Source organism: Microbacterium sp. LTA6, from assembly GCF_045690355.1.
Lineage (GTDB): Bacteria > Actinomycetota > Actinomycetes > Actinomycetales > Microbacteriaceae > Microbacterium.
Genome location: NZ_CP147855.1, coordinates 3805612 through 3820308, shown reverse-complemented (window position 1 = coordinate 3820308; position 14697 = coordinate 3805612). Strand labels below are relative to the sequence as shown.

The 14697-nt window shown below is 69.1% G+C and carries 14 protein-coding genes; 6 read left to right on the top strand and 8 right to left on the bottom strand.

The annotated features are described in order from the left end of the window. Positions 1-15 precede the first annotated feature (15 nt). Positions 16-444 carry a hypothetical protein gene (locus LTA6_RS18300; protein WP_341975292.1) on the bottom strand — a complete coding sequence of 143 codons (429 nt, stop codon included), beginning with the start codon at positions 442-444 and terminating at the stop codon, positions 16-18. A gap of 78 nt (positions 445-522) precedes the next feature. On the opposite strand from LTA6_RS18300, the gene LTA6_RS18295 reads away from it, so the two are divergent. Both LTA6_RS18295 and ahcY read left to right on the top strand, forming a co-directional pair. Then, positions 523-729: a DUF3499 family protein gene (locus tag LTA6_RS18295; protein WP_341975291.1), complete on the top strand. Its 207-nt coding sequence runs from the start codon at positions 523-525 to the stop codon at positions 727-729. 88 nt (positions 730-817) lie between these two features. Beyond that, positions 818-2263 (top strand): adenosylhomocysteinase, encoded by a 1446-nt coding sequence (ahcY, locus tag LTA6_RS18290; protein ID WP_341975290.1) that lies wholly within the window; start codon positions 818-820, stop codon positions 2261-2263. Positions 2264-2285: 22 nt separating this feature from the next. Here ahcY and LTA6_RS18285 read toward each other — a convergent pair whose 3' ends face one another. Further along, positions 2286-3095 carry an RDD family protein gene (locus LTA6_RS18285; protein WP_341975289.1) on the bottom strand — a complete coding sequence of 270 codons (810 nt, stop codon included), beginning with the start codon at positions 3093-3095 and terminating at the stop codon, positions 2286-2288. A 16-nt stretch (positions 3096-3111) separates the two neighbouring features. Here LTA6_RS18285 and LTA6_RS18280 point away from each other — a divergent pair, with 16 nt between their 5' ends. Further along, positions 3112-4104 carry a stage II sporulation protein M gene (locus LTA6_RS18280; protein ID WP_341978464.1) on the top strand — a complete coding sequence of 331 codons (993 nt, stop codon included), beginning with the start codon at positions 3112-3114 and terminating at the stop codon, positions 4102-4104. A gap of 8 nt (positions 4105-4112) precedes the next feature. Here the strand turns inward: LTA6_RS18280 and LTA6_RS18275 are convergent, their stop codons facing one another. The 6 genes from LTA6_RS18275 to LTA6_RS18250 form a co-directional block, all read right to left on the bottom strand. Beyond that, on the bottom strand, positions 4113-4880 hold the full coding sequence (locus LTA6_RS18275) for an aquaporin (protein WP_363545780.1): 768 nt from the start codon (positions 4878-4880) through the stop codon (positions 4113-4115). 20 nt (positions 4881-4900) lie between these two features. Next, positions 4901-6208: a DUF58 domain-containing protein gene (locus LTA6_RS18270; RefSeq protein WP_363545783.1), complete on the bottom strand. Its 1308-nt coding sequence runs from the start codon at positions 6206-6208 to the stop codon at positions 4901-4903. Continuing rightward, on the bottom strand, positions 6209-7132 hold the full coding sequence (locus LTA6_RS18265) for a MoxR family ATPase (RefSeq protein ID WP_341978462.1): 924 nt from the start codon (positions 7130-7132) through the stop codon (positions 6209-6211). Between the two features lie 98 nt (positions 7133-7230). Further along, entirely contained in the window at positions 7231-8418 is a 1188-nt protein-coding gene (locus LTA6_RS18260) for a DUF4350 domain-containing protein (protein ID WP_407358367.1), read from the bottom strand. Further along, positions 8415-9056: a DUF4129 domain-containing protein gene (locus tag LTA6_RS18255; RefSeq protein ID WP_407358366.1), complete on the bottom strand. Its 642-nt coding sequence runs from the start codon at positions 9054-9056 to the stop codon at positions 8415-8417. The genes LTA6_RS18260 and LTA6_RS18255 overlap by 4 nt, the downstream gene beginning before the upstream one ends. Next, positions 9053-10438, bottom strand: coding sequence for a glycerophosphoryl diester phosphodiesterase membrane domain-containing protein (locus LTA6_RS18250; protein ID WP_407358365.1), 1386 nt, complete (start codon positions 10436-10438; stop codon positions 9053-9055). The genes LTA6_RS18255 and LTA6_RS18250 overlap by 4 nt, the downstream gene beginning before the upstream one ends. Positions 10439-10553: 115 nt before the next feature. On the opposite strand from LTA6_RS18250, the gene mtrA reads away from it, so the two are divergent. From mtrA to LTA6_RS18235, 3 genes are read left to right on the top strand one after another with little or no spacing between them, the layout of a single operon-like run. After that, positions 10554-11243: an MtrAB system response regulator MtrA gene (mtrA, locus tag LTA6_RS18245; protein ID WP_341975283.1), complete on the top strand. Its 690-nt coding sequence runs from the start codon at positions 10554-10556 to the stop codon at positions 11241-11243. 9 nt (positions 11244-11252) lie between these two features. Further along, the gene (gene mtrB, locus LTA6_RS18240; protein ID WP_341975282.1) at positions 11253-12941 is read left to right on the top strand and encodes an MtrAB system histidine kinase MtrB; all 1689 of its coding nucleotides are present in this window, start codon (positions 11253-11255) and stop codon (positions 12939-12941) included. Further along, positions 12934-14658 (top strand): LpqB family beta-propeller domain-containing protein, encoded by a 1725-nt coding sequence (locus LTA6_RS18235; RefSeq protein WP_407358364.1) that lies wholly within the window; start codon positions 12934-12936, stop codon positions 14656-14658. Before mtrB ends, LTA6_RS18235 begins: the two co-directional genes overlap by 8 nt. Positions 14659-14697 lie beyond the last annotated feature (39 nt).

The window sequence follows — 14697 nt, the reverse complement described above, 5'->3', positions numbered from 1 at the left end:
TGAAGCGCTGATGCGTCAGTGATCGTGTCCGAGGTCCCAGGGTTCGCGCCCGACGTACTCGGCGGCGGCTCGGAACACGGCACTCTCGATGGCCATGCGACGGTGGGCGGAGTCGTCGTGCCCCGGGGGGAGCAGGCGCTCGATCGGCAGGCGGAACAGCACGATCCGGCGCGCGTCACGATCGAGGTGCCAGCGCGGCACCTCGTCGGTCGCCTCCTGGGTCGGCATCGCGCCGATCTCGAAGCGCACTTCCTGCAACTCGGGCCAGGTGCCGCGGAGGAACTCCACGGCGGTTCCGACGGTCAGATCGAACCGGTCGATCCGCCCTTCTAGGGGAGCGAGCGGCGGCCGGACGACCTCGCTGCGGCCGAGCCGCCCGTGACGACCGTGCCGTGCGCCGCGCCGGGGAGCGGCGGAGGCGCGGGCTGTGCGTCGACGTTGCATGACGAAAGTCTAGGCGTTCCGCCTGGGCTGCGGCGCGGCATCCGCTCGCCGTCGTCCGCCGCCCGTACTCTGGCAGAGATGGACGGACGACTCTGCTCGAAGGTCGCGTGCGCGCGTGAGGCCGTAGCGACGATCACGTATGAATACGGCGACAAGATGGCCGCGCTCGGGCCGCTGGGCGCCGCCAATCACCCTCATGCGCACGACCTGTGCTCTCCGCACGCCGATCGGGTCTCCGTGCCGGCGGGCTGGCTCATCGTCCGGCACGAGGCGCTCCGCGCCTGAGCGTTTTTCGTCAGCCGGCCGCATCGCGGCAGCCGTCGCCCTGCACGGGAAGATGATCGACGCGATCCGCTTCTGAGAAGATGGGGCCATGTCTGAGCTCGAGTATCGTGTGGCCGACCTGTCTCTCGCTGGAGCGGGGCGGCACCAGCTCCGTCTCGCAGAGAACGAGATGCCTGGACTCATGGCGCTGCGGGAGGAGTTCGGTGACGCGCAGCCGCTGAAGGGCGCGCGGATCGCCGGGTCCCTGCACATGACCGTGCAGACCGCAGTCCTGATCGAGACGCTCACCGCGCTCGGCGCCGAGGTGCGCTGGGCGAGCTGCAACATCTTCTCGACCCAGGACGAGGCGGCCGCGGCGGTCGTCGTCGGTCCGACGGGCACGGCGGATGCTCCCGCCGGCGTTCCCGTGTTCGCATGGAAGGGCGAGTCGCTCGAGGAGTACTGGGCGTGCACCGACCGCATCTTCGACTGGTCGTCGTCCGGTCAGGTGGGGCCGAACCTCATCCTCGATGACGGAGGAGACGCGACGCTGCTCGTGCACCGCGGCGTCGCCTTCGAGAAGGCGGGCGTTGTTCCGGATGCCGCGGCATCCGATCCGCACGAGTACACGGTCATCCTCGACCTGCTCCGACGCTCGCTCGCAGCCGACCCGACGCGCTGGACACGGATCGCGGCCGATCTCATCGGCGTCACCGAGGAGACCACGACCGGGGTGCACCGGCTCTACGAGCTCGCGGCGTCGAGCGACCTGCTCTTCCCCGCGATCAACGTCAACGACTCCGTCACCAAGAGCAAGTTCGACAACAAGTACGGGATCAGGCACTCCCTGCCGGACGGCCTGAATCGCGCCACCGACGTGTTGATCGGCGGCAAGGTCGCCTTCGTCTGCGGGTACGGCGACGTCGGCAAGGGCGCGGCCGAGGCGCTACGAGGGCAGGGTGCGCGCGTCATCGTCAGCGAGGTCGATCCGATCTGCGCGCTGCAGGCGGCCATGGACGGCTTCCAGGTGGCGCGGCTTCTCGATGTCGCTGACGTCGTCGACATCGTCGTGACCGGCACCGGCAACCGCGACGTGGTCACCACCGAGCACCTGCTCGCGCTGAAGCACCTCGCGATCGTCGCGAACGTCGGCCACTTCGACAACGAGATCGACATGGCGGGCCTTGAGACGCTCGAGGGCGCCGAGAAGGTCGAGATCAAGCCGCAGGTGCACGAGTGGCGGCTGCCGAACGGACGCAGCGTCCTGGTCCTCAGCGAGGGCCGCCTGATGAACCTCGGCAACGCCACCGGGCACCCGTCGTTCGTCATGAGCGCGTCGTTCACCAACCAGGTGCTCGCGCAGCTCGAGCTGTACACGAACATCGACGCGTACCCGACGGGCGTCTACACGCTGCCGAAGGCGCTCGATGAGAAAGTCGCGCACCTCCACCTCGACGCGCTCGGCGTGCGGCTGACGCGACTCACCGACGCGCAGGCGGCCTACATCGGTGTGCCGGTCGACGGTCCGTACAAGCTCGACCACTACCGGTACTGAGCGACGCGACCACGGCGGTCGGTCAGACGCCGATATGGCGTCCGGTGAGCTTCTCAGCGCGCCGGTCGGCGTTCTGCAGTGCGCGGCGTTCGCGCTCGCGACGCAGCACCGTGATGCCCATGAGCACCTCTTCCGGCGAGACAGGGGGCATGGGGGAGACGAAGGGCGCGGCCTCGGCGAGCAACTCCTGCGCCACCCGGACCCTGGCACCGGGTGCCATCCGCGGCGCCGTCTGCAGGAACTGCGAGATACGCCTGGCCAACCGGTCGGGGAGGCGCGCGACGTCGGCGACCTGCGCCCAGCCGGTGAGGGAAGGCGGGAGCAACGGCGCATGCGGAACGAGCTTCGGTGTCCTGACGCGCTGGCTGTATGTTCCAGCGACCATGTCGCCGAGGCGTTGCGAGCGCCCGTTGAACGCGCCGGCCAGCACGGCGATGCCGCCGAGGGTCATGTAGATCTCGAGAACTCCCAGCAGCGCACGGATGAACGCGTGCCGGAAGCCGGCGGCGCCGCCGTCGACGCGTACGATCCGGCCGCCGACGGCGAGCTTGCCGAGACTGCGGCCCTTCAGCGCCACCTCCATCGCGATCGGCACGACGACGAAGCTGACCACGATCGCGACGACCATCGAGATCCGGTCGGTCGCCTCATCGAGAATGCCGACGTCGAGGAGCCAGATCCGCAGAAAGATCCACAGGATGAACAGCGCGAATCCGAGCAGCATGTCGATGATCGCGCCGAGCGCGCGCAGCAGGAAGCCGACCGGCTGCACATCGATCGCGACGGCCTCGCCGGAGAGGACTTCGTCGGAGGCATCGATCGAGGCAGACATGAGTACAGTAAATCAGGTGGATGCCGATGCGCTCAGTGATGCACGCCGCCCCGAATGGGAGCGGTTGGAGCACCTCAGTCACGCCCGGCTCGACGGCGCAGGCGTCGACGAGCTCATCGTGCGCTATCGGGCGGCCTCCGCGGATCTCGCGGAACTGAAGACGTCGGTCGGTGAAACGCCACAGGGCGCCTACCTCTCCACGATCCTGGTCCGTGCGCGGCTTCGGCTGACCGGAGCCTCCGACAACGTTCTCACTCAGATCGCACGGTTCTTCACCCAGCAGCTTCCCGCGGCGCTGTATCGGCTGCGTTGGACGACGCTCGTGATCGCCCTCGTCTTCGTCGCGATCGCGGTCGGAACCGCGGCCTGGATCGCCAGCGACCCCGAGCTCGTCGCGACCCTCGGCCCGCCTGATCTGCTCCAGCAGTACGCGGACGAGAGCTTCACCGGGTACTACACGGAGAATCCGGCGGCGGTCTTCGCCGGCATGGTGTGGACGAACAACGCGTGGATCGCTGCGCAGTGCGTGCTGTTCGGTGTCACCGGTCTCTGGCCGGTGTACATGATCGTCCAGAACGCGATGGGCCTGGGCGTCGCCGGTGCGGTGATGGCTGTGCATGATCGCGTCGACGTGATGGTGCTGTACATCCTGCCGCACGGGATGCTGGAGCTGACCTGCATCTTCGTCGCGGCGGCCGCGGGACTGCACGTCTTCTGGGCCTGGGTCGCGCCGGGGCACCGTACTCGCGGTGAGGCGCTCGCCGAGCAGGGACGCGCGTTGGCGACGGTCGCGATCGGGTTGATCTTCGCCCTGTTCCTCGCCGGTCTCGTGGAGGGCTTCGTCACCGGATGGGCGCTGCCCTGGCCGGTCAAGATCGGGATCGGCGCGGCCGCGCTCGCCGTCTTCCTCATCTACATGCTCGTCGTCGGCGGCCGGGCGCACCGCCGGGGCGAGACCGGCGATCTCGTCGAATACGAGGCTGGAACGCCGCGCCTCGTCGCCGGCTGACTGCTCGGTCAGGCGGCCTCCGACTCCTCTTCGGAGTCGAACAGAGCCTTGTATGCGAAGCCCGCGATGAGCGCGCCGATCACGGGGAACACCAGGAACACCCACAGCTGGGCGAGAGCGTCTGTGTTCCCGTAGACCGCCGTCGCGATCGAGCGCGCGGGGTTCACCGAGGCGTTGTCGATCGGGATGATCGCCAGATGGATCAGTGTCAGCGTGAGACCGATGACGAGGCCGCCGAAGGCGGTGCCGCGCGTCGGATGTGTCACGCCGAGGATCACGATGAGGAACACGGCAGTGAACAGCACCTCGACGACGATGGCGGCCCCGATGCCGAAACCGCCGGGGGAGGCCGCATCGAATCCGTTGCTCGCGAATCCGGCGTTGCGCTGTGCTTCCAGCCAGCCCTCCGGTCCGAACAGCCCGACCAGGAAGATGAGCGTCGTCGCGACGAGACCGCCGATGACCTGAGCGATCACGTAGCCGGGAACATCGCGCCACGGCATCCGGCCGGCTGCGGCGACGCCGACCGTGACAGCCGGATTGAAATGCCCACCCGAGATCGGGCCGAAGGCGTACGCGCCCGCGATGACGGTGAGGCCCACAGCGAGGGCGACGCCGAGGAACCCGACGCCTTTGTTGTGCGCATCCGTGCCCTCTCCGAAACCGGCTGCGAACAATGCCGTGCTGATCACACCGAGGACGAGGAGGAAGGTGCCGAACGCCTCAGCGGTGAGCTTGGCTGTTCTGGAAGGCGTATCCGTGCTGATGTCGCTCATATTCGTTCTCTCCTTGGGATTCACAACCGGCCTGCGGCCTTCAGTTCGAGGTAGCGGTCCGCGATCCGGGGCGGAAGATCTTCGGGGTCGGCGGCGATCGCTTCGCCGCCTGCGCGCCGGATGGCATCCGCGACGTTCTCCGCGTCTCGGAGCGTGCGTTCGGCGGCTGCCGCGAGGTAGATCTCCTCGCGGGAGCCGCGCTGCTGGGCAAGGGATGCCACGTCGTCATCCGTGACCGACCCGACCAGCACGGTCGTCGCCCGCGACGCGTCGGGGAACGCGCCGAGGAACCCGCGCGCCGACTCCGCTGCGTCCTGGGCGGTCAGGACGACGATCAGCGAGGGGCGGGTCGTGAGAGTGCGCACGGCGGCGAAGGCGCCATGCCAGTCGGTGTCGACCAGTCGAGCGTGCACGGGGGCCATCGCATCCGTCATCGCGGGTAGGAGCCCTGCGCCGTCGACGCCGGTCACTCGGCCGCGCACGACGCGGTCGTACAGGAGGAGATGCACATGATCACCGGCACGCGAGGCGAGCGCGGCGAGGAGGAGCGCCGCCTCGAGCGAGGCGTCGACCCTGGTCCCGTCGCCGACGCGCGCTGCTGCCGTACGACCGGTGTCGATGATGATCACGACGTGCCGATCGCGCTCCGGGCGCCAGGTCCGCAACATCGTGGTGCCGGCGCGCGCCGTCGCCCGCCAGTCGATCGAGCGCACGTCGTCGCCGCGCACGTACTCGCGCAACGAATCGAACTCGGTGCCCTGACCGCGTACCTGGATGCTGGTGTTGCCGTCGAGTTCGCGCAGCCGAGCGAGGCGCGACGGCAGGTGCTTGCGGGAGGAGAAGGCGGGGAGCACGCGGATCGCACCGCGCACTCGGTGGCGCGCCTGACGTCCTGCCAGTCCGAGCGGCCCGCGAGAGCGGATCATCACGAACTCGCTGACCAGCTCGCCACGACGCCGAGGGAGCAGCGGGATCGCGACACGCCGCCGTTCGCCAGGGGGGACGACCATGCGCGAACGCTCCGACCCTGCACCCGCCGTGGGCTGCCAGGCATCCCGGATCAGTGCGTGCAGGGTGCGGCTGCCCTGATTGTGCACAGCGATGCTCACGGGCACCTGCTCGCCGAGACGCGAACGCGCAGGCACCCGTCGGCTCACTGCGACGGCGTGCGGGCTGGCTGCCAGGGCGACGTCGAGGACGACCAGCAGCGCGCACAGCCCGACCCACGCGCCCAGCAGCGCGTACGGCGGATAGCCCGCCATCCCGAAGGCGACGAGCGGAACCACGCCGATGGCGAGGGCGACGGCGAGGCGGCCGGTGACGAACACCTAGATCGGCACCCTGGTCTGCTGCACGACCGAGGTGAGCACGGCATCCGCCGACACGCCTTCCATCTGCGCGTCGGGGCGGAGCGAGAGACGGTGCCGCCAGACGGGCACCAGCATGGTCTGCACGTGGTCGGGGGTGACAGCGGACGAGGCGTTCAGCCACGCCCATGCCTTCGCCGCGGCGAGCAGCCCCGTCGAGGCGCGAGGGCTGGCGCCGAGTTCGACGGAAGGGGACTGGCGGGTCGCGCGGGCGAGGTCGACGACGTACCCGAGCACGTCATCGGTGACCTCGACGCGACCGGCGGCCTCCTGCGCCGCTCGGATCTCGTCAGCGCTCACGACCGCCTCGACGCCGGTGAGCTCTCGCGGCGAGAAGCCCTCGGCGTGGCGGCGGAGCACCATCACCTCGGCATCACGCTCTGGCATGCCGACGACGAGCTTCATCAGGAAGCGGTCCAGCTGGGCCTCGGGGAGCGTGTACGTGCCCTCGTGCTCGATGGGGTTCTGTGTCGCTGCGACCAGGAACGGGTCCGGCAGGGGGCGGCTGACGCCGTCAGCCGACACCTGGCGCTCCTCCATCGCCTCCAGCAGCGCGGCCTGCGTCTTCGGCGGAGTGCGGTTGATCTCGTCGGCGAGCATGATGTGCGTGAACACCGGTCCCGCCCGGAAGTCGAACTCACCGGTGCGCGCGTCGTACACGAGCGATCCGGTGACGTCGCCCGGCATCAGGTCGGGGGTGAACTGGACGCGTTTGGTGTCCAGCCCCAGAGCCCGGGCGAACGACCTCACGACGAGGGTCTTCGCGACCCCCGGCACGCCCTCGAGGAGCACATGCCCCCTGGCCAGCAGCGAGACGAGCAGTCCGGTGACGGTGCCGGCCTGTCCGACGACGGCTTTGTCGACCTCGGTGCGCACGCGGTGCATGGCCTGACGCAGCGCGGCGTCGTCGGCGGTGAAGTTCTCAGGGGTCACGAGGTGTCCTCGGCTTCCGTCGGGATGGGTGGACGTCGGATCTGTTGCGGTCATTCGGGTCTCCTCGCCGAGTGGGCGCTCTGCTCGACGGATGCCTCGAGCTCGCTGAGCCGGCGGGCGAGGTCGATCAGGCCGTGGTCGTCGGTGGGCAGTGGGCCGCCCAGCAGTTCCTGCAGGGATCCACGTGGAATGCGAAGCCGATCGGCTGCGGCGTCGGCGACCTCATCGACACCGGCGTGCGCGGCGAGTCCCAGGCGACGAGCGAGGCGACGCAGCGACCCCTCACGCAGCGCTTCAGCGGCGTGCGTCGCATCCGCGGCCTTGGCGGTGAGCCGCGCCCTGCCGTGCATGGTCTCCGAGGCGCGCACGGTCACCGGGAGAGTCTCCGCGACCAGCGGCCCGAAGCGCTGACCGCGCCAGATCGCCGCGGCGACTCCGGCGATCATCAACAGCAGGATCGCCGGCGTCACCCAACCGGGAGTGAGCGAGCCCAGCGTCTCGGGCTCATCGCCCTCCAGATCGGAGTCCTCGAAGGTCGGGACGTACCAGACCACTCGTTCGGTCTGTCCGAGCAGGGCGAGGGCGAGGGCGGCGTTGCCGTCTTCGGCGAGGTAGGCGTTGCTGAACAGCTTCGTCCCCTCCACCACGGCGCGCCATCCGTCAGCGTCGTCGTCGACGAGGACGGCGGCACCCTCGTCGTCGCCGAAGCAGCCCTGCACGCCGTCGGCGGGCTCGAACAGCCGGTCGGGGCGGATGGTCCCGACATCGGCGAACTCCGCCTCGGAGCACCCGGCTTCGACGGGTCCGCTGCTTCCCGATGCCGTCTCGCCGATCTCGAGCAATCGGAGCAGGTGAGTGCCCGTCGAGAGGAAGACGACGCGATCGGCCGGCTCGATGAGGTCGAGGGTCGCCTCATCGGAGAGGGTGTACGGGTTGGACATCACGAGGGTGGTGTCGTCGTCGATGGCTGCTCGCGCCTCGGCTCGAGAGCGGAACACCGACACCTCGACCCCCTGATCCCGCAGGATCTCGGCCAGCGCGAGGGTGCCGCTGTCGTTGCGTCCTTCGGGGTCGAGTCCGCCGTGGGCGTTCGGCGCGGTCGCCGCGACCCGCAGCCCGACCAGGGCGACGATCAGCACGAGCACGGCGATGAGCGCCCATCCCGCGAACCGGCGCAGCCGCCCGCGGGTGCGCACCGCGGTGGACGGCGCGACCGCGGTGTCATCGACGAGACTCACGCGGGCACCGCTTCCGGCCGCAGCGCGCTCAGCCGGTCATCGGTGGCCGCAAGCTCGCGGTAGCGCTCGGCATCGGACGGATGCTGCAGATAGCGGACATCGTCGAAGGCGGTTGCGGCGCTCCGCACCGGACCGTCCTCGGCAGGGAACACGGCCGCTGCCTCCCGTGCGATCGCCTGAGCGGTGGCGCCAGGCGCCGGATCGATGAGGTCTCGTTCGAGCAGCCCTCTGGCGAGGGCGCGGAAGCGGAGGATGGTCGCCGTATCCCAATCGCCAGCGCGGGCGCTGCGCTCGGCCTCTGCCCGCAACTGGGCGGCGCTGCGGTCATCGCGCTCACCGAGCAGGTCGCCGCGGGCACGCCGCACGGCTCTCGCATCGCGGGGGCGACCCCAGATGATGAGTGCAGCGATGAGGGCGGCGATGATGACGACGGTGACGATGATCAGCGCGGCCGGACCCACATCGGCACTGGTCTCCGAGGTGAACAGGTCGGCGAGGAAGCGGCCGATGTCGCGCGCGACGAGGTCGAACCAGTTCGGCCTCGCGTCGGCGTAGCGAGGATTGGCCAGTTCCTCCTCGGCCCAGCGCTGCGCCTCGTCGCCGTCCGGGACGAAGAGCTCGTCGAACCGCAGGATCATGCCGAATCGGAACCCGGGGCGGCCCAGGGGCTGTCCGTCGGCGGGCTGGCGACGGCAGGGGGAAGCGGAGCAGGAGGGGGCGGCGCGAATCCCTGTTGCGGAACGGTGGGGGCGGCCTGCTGCGGCGGCACGGCGGCGTAGGGCGAAGTGGGCGGGTAGCCCGAGTGCGCCGGCGCCGGGTACGGCTGAGCGGGATACGCCTGCGCGGGGTAGGCCTGATACGGCTGGGGAGCGTTCGCGTACTGCTGCGGCGGGTATCCGTATCCGGCTGGCGCCATCGCATACTCGGGGGTCTGCTTCGGCGGTGCTGCACTGCTCACTGCGCGCGTCGGATCGACCGCGTAGGGATCGCCCAACTGGTCTTCGGTCCACCCCAGGTCACGGCGTTCCACGTGGGCGATGAGTGCCTGGTCGAGTCCTTCGTACCGCATCCGGCAGTCCAGGTAGACGAGCGCGGATCCTGTGCTCTGCACGACCAGCGTGATCGCCTGCAGGACGAGCAGGAGGATCTGCGGTGCGAGCATGGCGAAGACGAATCCGAAGATCGCACCGGCATCCGGCGAGCCCGTGGGGGCGATGACCGAGCCGAACAGGGTGCTGATGAGCGAGACCGGAATGCTCACGACCTGCATCGCCAGGCCCATGATGACGCTGATCAGGAAGCTCACGCCCCACGCGACCCAGAAGCGTCCTCTGGTCAGCCGCCATGAGCGCACCAGCGCTTCCCGGAACCGCGCGCGCTCCAGCACGAGGATCGACGGGACCAGGAGCAGTTTCGTCGTCAACCACACCATCAGCGGGATGCTGGCAGCGAGGATCAGCAGCACGATGATCACCGTCACGCCGATGAGTTCCGCACTCGAACCGAGCCCGCCTGCCACGAACGCGGCGATGATGCCGACCACGATCGCGATCAGGCCGAAGATGAAGAGCACCGAAAGGGAGGCGAAACCGGCCAGCCGCCAGAACGCGGGAGCCATCTTCCGCCACAGCGTGCCCAGGGACGCCTTCACACCGATGGCGGCGTAGCCGACCTCTGCGGCGACGACGCCCTGCATCAGTGCCGTGAACGCCACCGATGCCACGCCCACGCCGAGGCCGGCGAGGATGTTCGCGAGGATGGTGCCGGCGAACACGGCCTCGAAGTCAGGTGACGATGGGGACACCGTCTCCAGTCGCGAGAACGTCGTAAAGAGCACGACGCCCATGACGGCTGCCATCACCAGAGTGGCGATGAGCTGGATCACCACGGCGAAGCCGAAGAGAACCTTGGGGTTGTGACGCAGGGCGGCGAAGGCCTTGCCCAGCAGCATTCCGAAGGTCAAAGGATGCAGGGGGATGATGCCCTTCTTCGGGGCAGGGGTCCACGTCTGGCCGCTCACAGCACTCCCTCCGTCGTGCGCTCCCATCGTGTCACATCCGCAACGGCGACGCGGCCGCAGAACACTGGGCGCCGGGTCGCAGAGCAGAACGGAGCGAGTGTCATAAGGTAACGGTATGACCTCACGCATTCTTGTGGTCGACGACGACACCGCGCTCGCCGAGATGATCGGCATCGTGCTGCGCACCGAAGGCTTCGAGCCGGTGTTCTGCGCCGACGGTGCGCGAGCCGTCGAGGAATGGCGCACCCAGCGCCCCGACCTGGTTCTCCTCGACCTCATGCTGCCCGGTATGGACGGGATCGAGATCTGCACCCGGATCCGGGCCGAGTCCGGCATCCCGATCATCATGCTCACCGCACGCACCGATACGGCAGATGTCGTCCGTGGCCTCGAGGTCGGGGCGGATGACTACATGGTGAAGCCTTTCAACCCGAAGGAGCTCGTCGCCCGCATCCGCACGCGCCTGCGGCCGGTGACGCAGACCGCCGGCGAGCAGCTGCGCGTGGGTGACCTCACCGTCGATGTCGACGCCCACGAAGTGCGTCGCGGTACCGCACCGATCGCGCTCACTCCGCTCGAGTTCCAGCTGCTGGTGGCGCTCGCGTCGAAGCCGCAGCAGGTCTTCTCCCGGGAGATGCTGCTCGAACAGGTGTGGGGATACCACTACAAGGCCGACACCAGGCTCGTGAACGTGCACGTGCAGCGCCTCCGGGCGAAGGTCGAGCTCGACCCGGACAACCCGAAGATCGTCATGACGGTGCGCGGCGTCGGCTACCGCGCCGGCAGCGTCGCCACCTCCGGCTAGGCGCAGGTGATGGCCGGGACGGGCACCACCACCACAGCGGTCGCGGTCCTCCGCGACTGGCGCGGTTGGCCCGACGCGCTCGCCGCTCTCTGGCGGCGTTCGCTGCGCTTCCGGACGCTCTCCGTCACGCTGCTGCTCACTTCGCTCGCGATCTTCATCACGTGCGTGACGATGGCGCTCGTCATCCAGAACGACCTCTTCGTATCCCGCAAGAATCAGGCGCTCGAAGATGCCCAGCGGGCGGTCGATCAGGCGCAGAGGACGCTGGATGTCGCCGAGGTCGGCGACGATCCTGCCGCGCTCAGGGACCTGTGGGACCGGATCCAGGAAGACCTGGGACGCAACTCGTCGTCGGACATGCTCCTGGCCAACAGAATCGATTCCGAGTCGTCCGCTGTGCGGCTCAACGGATTCACCGCCGGACTCAGCACCAACGATCTGAGCCCGGCGCTGAGCAGGCTCGTCGCCGAGTTCGACGATCGGCAGTGGTGGCAGTCCGTCGCCCTGCCGACAGAGGGCGGCGGCGAAGTCCCGGGGATCATCGTCGGTCAGCAGCTGGTCGTGCCGGAAGTGGGTCCGTTCGAGCTCTACATCGCGTACGACCTCGCCGACGCCGATCAGACTCTCAGTTTTGTGCAGCGCACGCTCTGGATCGCCGGCATCGGACTGGTCGCCATCGTGGCCGCGATCTCGTGGGTCGTGCTGCGCACGGTGTCGACCCCGATCGTGGAGGCGGCGGAGACGAGCGCCCGGCTCGCATCCGGTGACCTCGGCGTGCGTCTGCAGGTGCGTGGCGAGGACGAACTGGCGACACTCGGGCGCTCGTTCAACGCGATGGCCGACAGCATCGAGGCGCAGATCAAGGAGCTGGGCGAGCTGTCGCTCGTGCAGCAGCGCTTCGTGTCGGACGTCTCGCATGAGCTGCGCACCCCGCTCACGACGATCAGGCTCGCTGCCGACATCCTGAACGACCAGCGAGACGACTTCGACCCGACGACCGCCCGGACCACCGAGCTTCTGCATGCCCAGGTGCAGCGTTTCGAGACGCTGCTGTCTGACCTGCTGGAGATCAGTCGCTACGACGCCGGTTCCGTGCAGCTCGAGCTCGAAGCGACCAGCATCGCCCATCTCGCCGAAGACATCATCGAGCAGATGAAGCCCCTCGCCGACGGTCACGGCAGCGAACTGCGTCTGGTGGCCCCCGGCGGCTATTCTCCGGTCGACATGGATCCGCGGCGCGTGCGCCGTGTGCTGCGCAACCTCATCGGCAACGCGATCGAGCACGGGGAGGGGAAGCCGATCGTGATCACCGTCGACAGCAATCAGCATGCCGTGGCCGCGGGGGTGCGCGATTTCGGGTTGGGGATGACCTCGGCGGATGCCGAGCGGGTGTTCGACCGCTTCTGGCGGGCCGATCCCTCGCGCCAGCGCACGATCGGCGGCACCGGGCTCGGTCTGTCGATCGCCCTCGGCGACGCCACTCTGCACGGCGGCACGCTCACGGTCTGGTCCGAGCTGGCCGTCGGCACCAACTTCGTGCTCACGCTGCCGCGTCGCGCCGGTGTGCTGGAGGGGGAATCGCCGGTGCCGCTGGAGCCGCAGGAGACGCTCATGGAGATCGGCAGTGCGACGCAGCCCATCGAGGTCACGGACCTGCACCGTGACCTGTTCGGCGAGAACGGGAGTCGCGATGACTGACGCACGAAGGCGCGTGCTGCGCGGGATCGCCGTGGTCGCCGCCGCTGTGCTGCTCTCGGCGTGCACGGGGCTCCCGACCAGCAGCGACGTAGAAGTCGGGCTGCCCTTGGGGCAGGTGCCGGACGAATCGGAATTCCTTCCGCTCGCGTCCGGTCCGGTGGACGGAGCCGGACCCGCCGAGATCGTCGAAGGCTTCATGGAAGCAGCGATCACGCCGGATGAGGGATGGCAGACAGCCCGGAAGTTCCTCACCCCGGAGTTCGCCGCGACCTGGAGGCCGGCCGAGGCCGTGGCCATCGACGCCGATGCCTCGACGCGCAGGATCACCTCGTCCGTCCAGGACGGCGAGGAGGCGGAGCAGGCCACCGAAGCCGACGTGCAGGTGCAGACGGAACTGGTCGCGAGCGTCGACGAGACAGGGGAGTACTCCGACGCCCCTGGCCCCGGAAGCATGCCGTTCCAGGTCGTGCGCGCGGAGGACGGCGAATGGCGCATCGCGAAAGCGCCCGACGGCATCGTGATCGACGAGAGACTTTTCTCGGTGGTCTTCATCGGCTACGCGCTGAGCTACTTCGATCAGACCTGGAAACGCCTCGTGCCGGACGTGCGATGGTTCCCTCGTCGTCCCGCGCCGGCCACCACGATCGCTCAGGCGCTGATCGGCGGCACCCCCAGCGCCTGGCTGGAGCCCGCGGTGCAGAGCGCCTTCCCGCCGGATGTGCGCCTCGCCCTCGGCGCCGTCCCCATCGGGACCGATCAGATCGCCGATGTCGCTCTCAACAGTGCTGCGCAGAACCTCGATCAGACGACGCTCGCGCGGATGCGCACGCAACTGGAGCGCAGCCTCGCCGACGCCGGCGTGCGCGTGAACCAGGTGCAGTTCAGCGTCGACGGACGTGTGCTCGGTGCGGGTGTCGTCGAAGTGGAGCAGTCGACGGCGCCGTCGGGTTCTCTGGTGCTGGCCGAGGGCGCGTTCGGAACGATCGTCGGCGACGAGATCACGCCGATCCCTGGCGTGAGCAGCGAGATCCTGAGCATCGCGCAGCCGATCGCCGCGATCGATGTCGCGGCAGACGACTCGCACGCCGCTGTGCAACTCGATGATGGGAGCGTCTTCCGGGTCGGCGACGGTCAGATCGACCAGCTGCCCGGGGGACCGGCGCTCGTGACGCCGTCCATCGACCCGTACGGCTACACGTGGACGGTGCCCTCGGGCGATCCTCGCGGGCTCATCGCATGGGGTGCTGGCGTCACGGAGCATCGGATCGCGAAGGCGTTCCCCGACGTGTCCGGCATCACGCATCTGCGCGTCGCCGCTGACGGCGCCAGGGTCGCCGCGGTGGTGAACGTCGGCGGTCAGCGACGAGTCGTGGTCGCGGCGGTGATCCGAGACGGCGCCGGCGTGCCCGTCGCACTCGGTGACGAGGTCGAAGTGCTCGGAACGCTGCCCGGTGCGGCGATCGGTCTGGTGTGGCTCGGTTCGGACCGGCTCGGCATTCTGACGGGACCCGATGATCCGATGATGGTGTGGCAGCGCGTCGCCGGACCGTCGACGAGCGAGGCGGCCCCGTCCGACGCCGTCTCGATCGCCGGGTCGAGGACCACGGCCGGTGTTCGTGTTCTCGGCGCGAGCGGCGCACTGTTCGCGCGCAGCGGCTCCGCGTGGCGTGAGGCGACGTCTGGTGTCTCGTTGCTCGCGACCCGCGCAGGTCAGTGACGCGCCGCCGCTTCTGCACACTTCCGGATCGTCGCGAGT

Coding starts and splice junctions, on each gene's coding strand:
- LTA6_RS18265 (WP_341978462.1), bottom strand. CDS start 7,132: ATGCACCGCGTGCGCACCGAGGTCGACAAAGCCGTCGTCGGACAGGCC.
- ahcY (WP_341975290.1), top strand. CDS start 818: ATGTCTGAGCTCGAGTATCGTGTGGCCGACCTGTCTCTCGCTGGAGCG.
- LTA6_RS18295 (WP_341975291.1), top strand. CDS start 523: ATGGACGGACGACTCTGCTCGAAGGTCGCGTGCGCGCGTGAGGCCGTA.
- mtrA (WP_341975283.1), top strand. CDS start 10,554: ATGACCTCACGCATTCTTGTGGTCGACGACGACACCGCGCTCGCCGAG.
- LTA6_RS18255 (WP_407358366.1), bottom strand. CDS start 9,056: ATGATCCTGCGGTTCGACGAGCTCTTCGTCCCGGACGGCGACGAGGCG.
- LTA6_RS18300 (WP_341975292.1), bottom strand. CDS start 444: ATGCAACGTCGACGCACAGCCCGCGCCTCCGCCGCTCCCCGGCGCGGC.
- LTA6_RS18235 (WP_407358364.1), top strand. CDS start 12,934: ATGACTGACGCACGAAGGCGCGTGCTGCGCGGGATCGCCGTGGTCGCC.
- LTA6_RS18285 (WP_341975289.1), bottom strand. CDS start 3,095: ATGTCTGCCTCGATCGATGCCTCCGACGAAGTCCTCTCCGGCGAGGCC.
- LTA6_RS18275 (WP_363545780.1), bottom strand. CDS start 4,880: ATGAGCGACATCAGCACGGATACGCCTTCCAGAACAGCCAAGCTCACC.
- mtrB (WP_341975282.1), top strand. CDS start 11,253: ATGGCCGGGACGGGCACCACCACCACAGCGGTCGCGGTCCTCCGCGAC.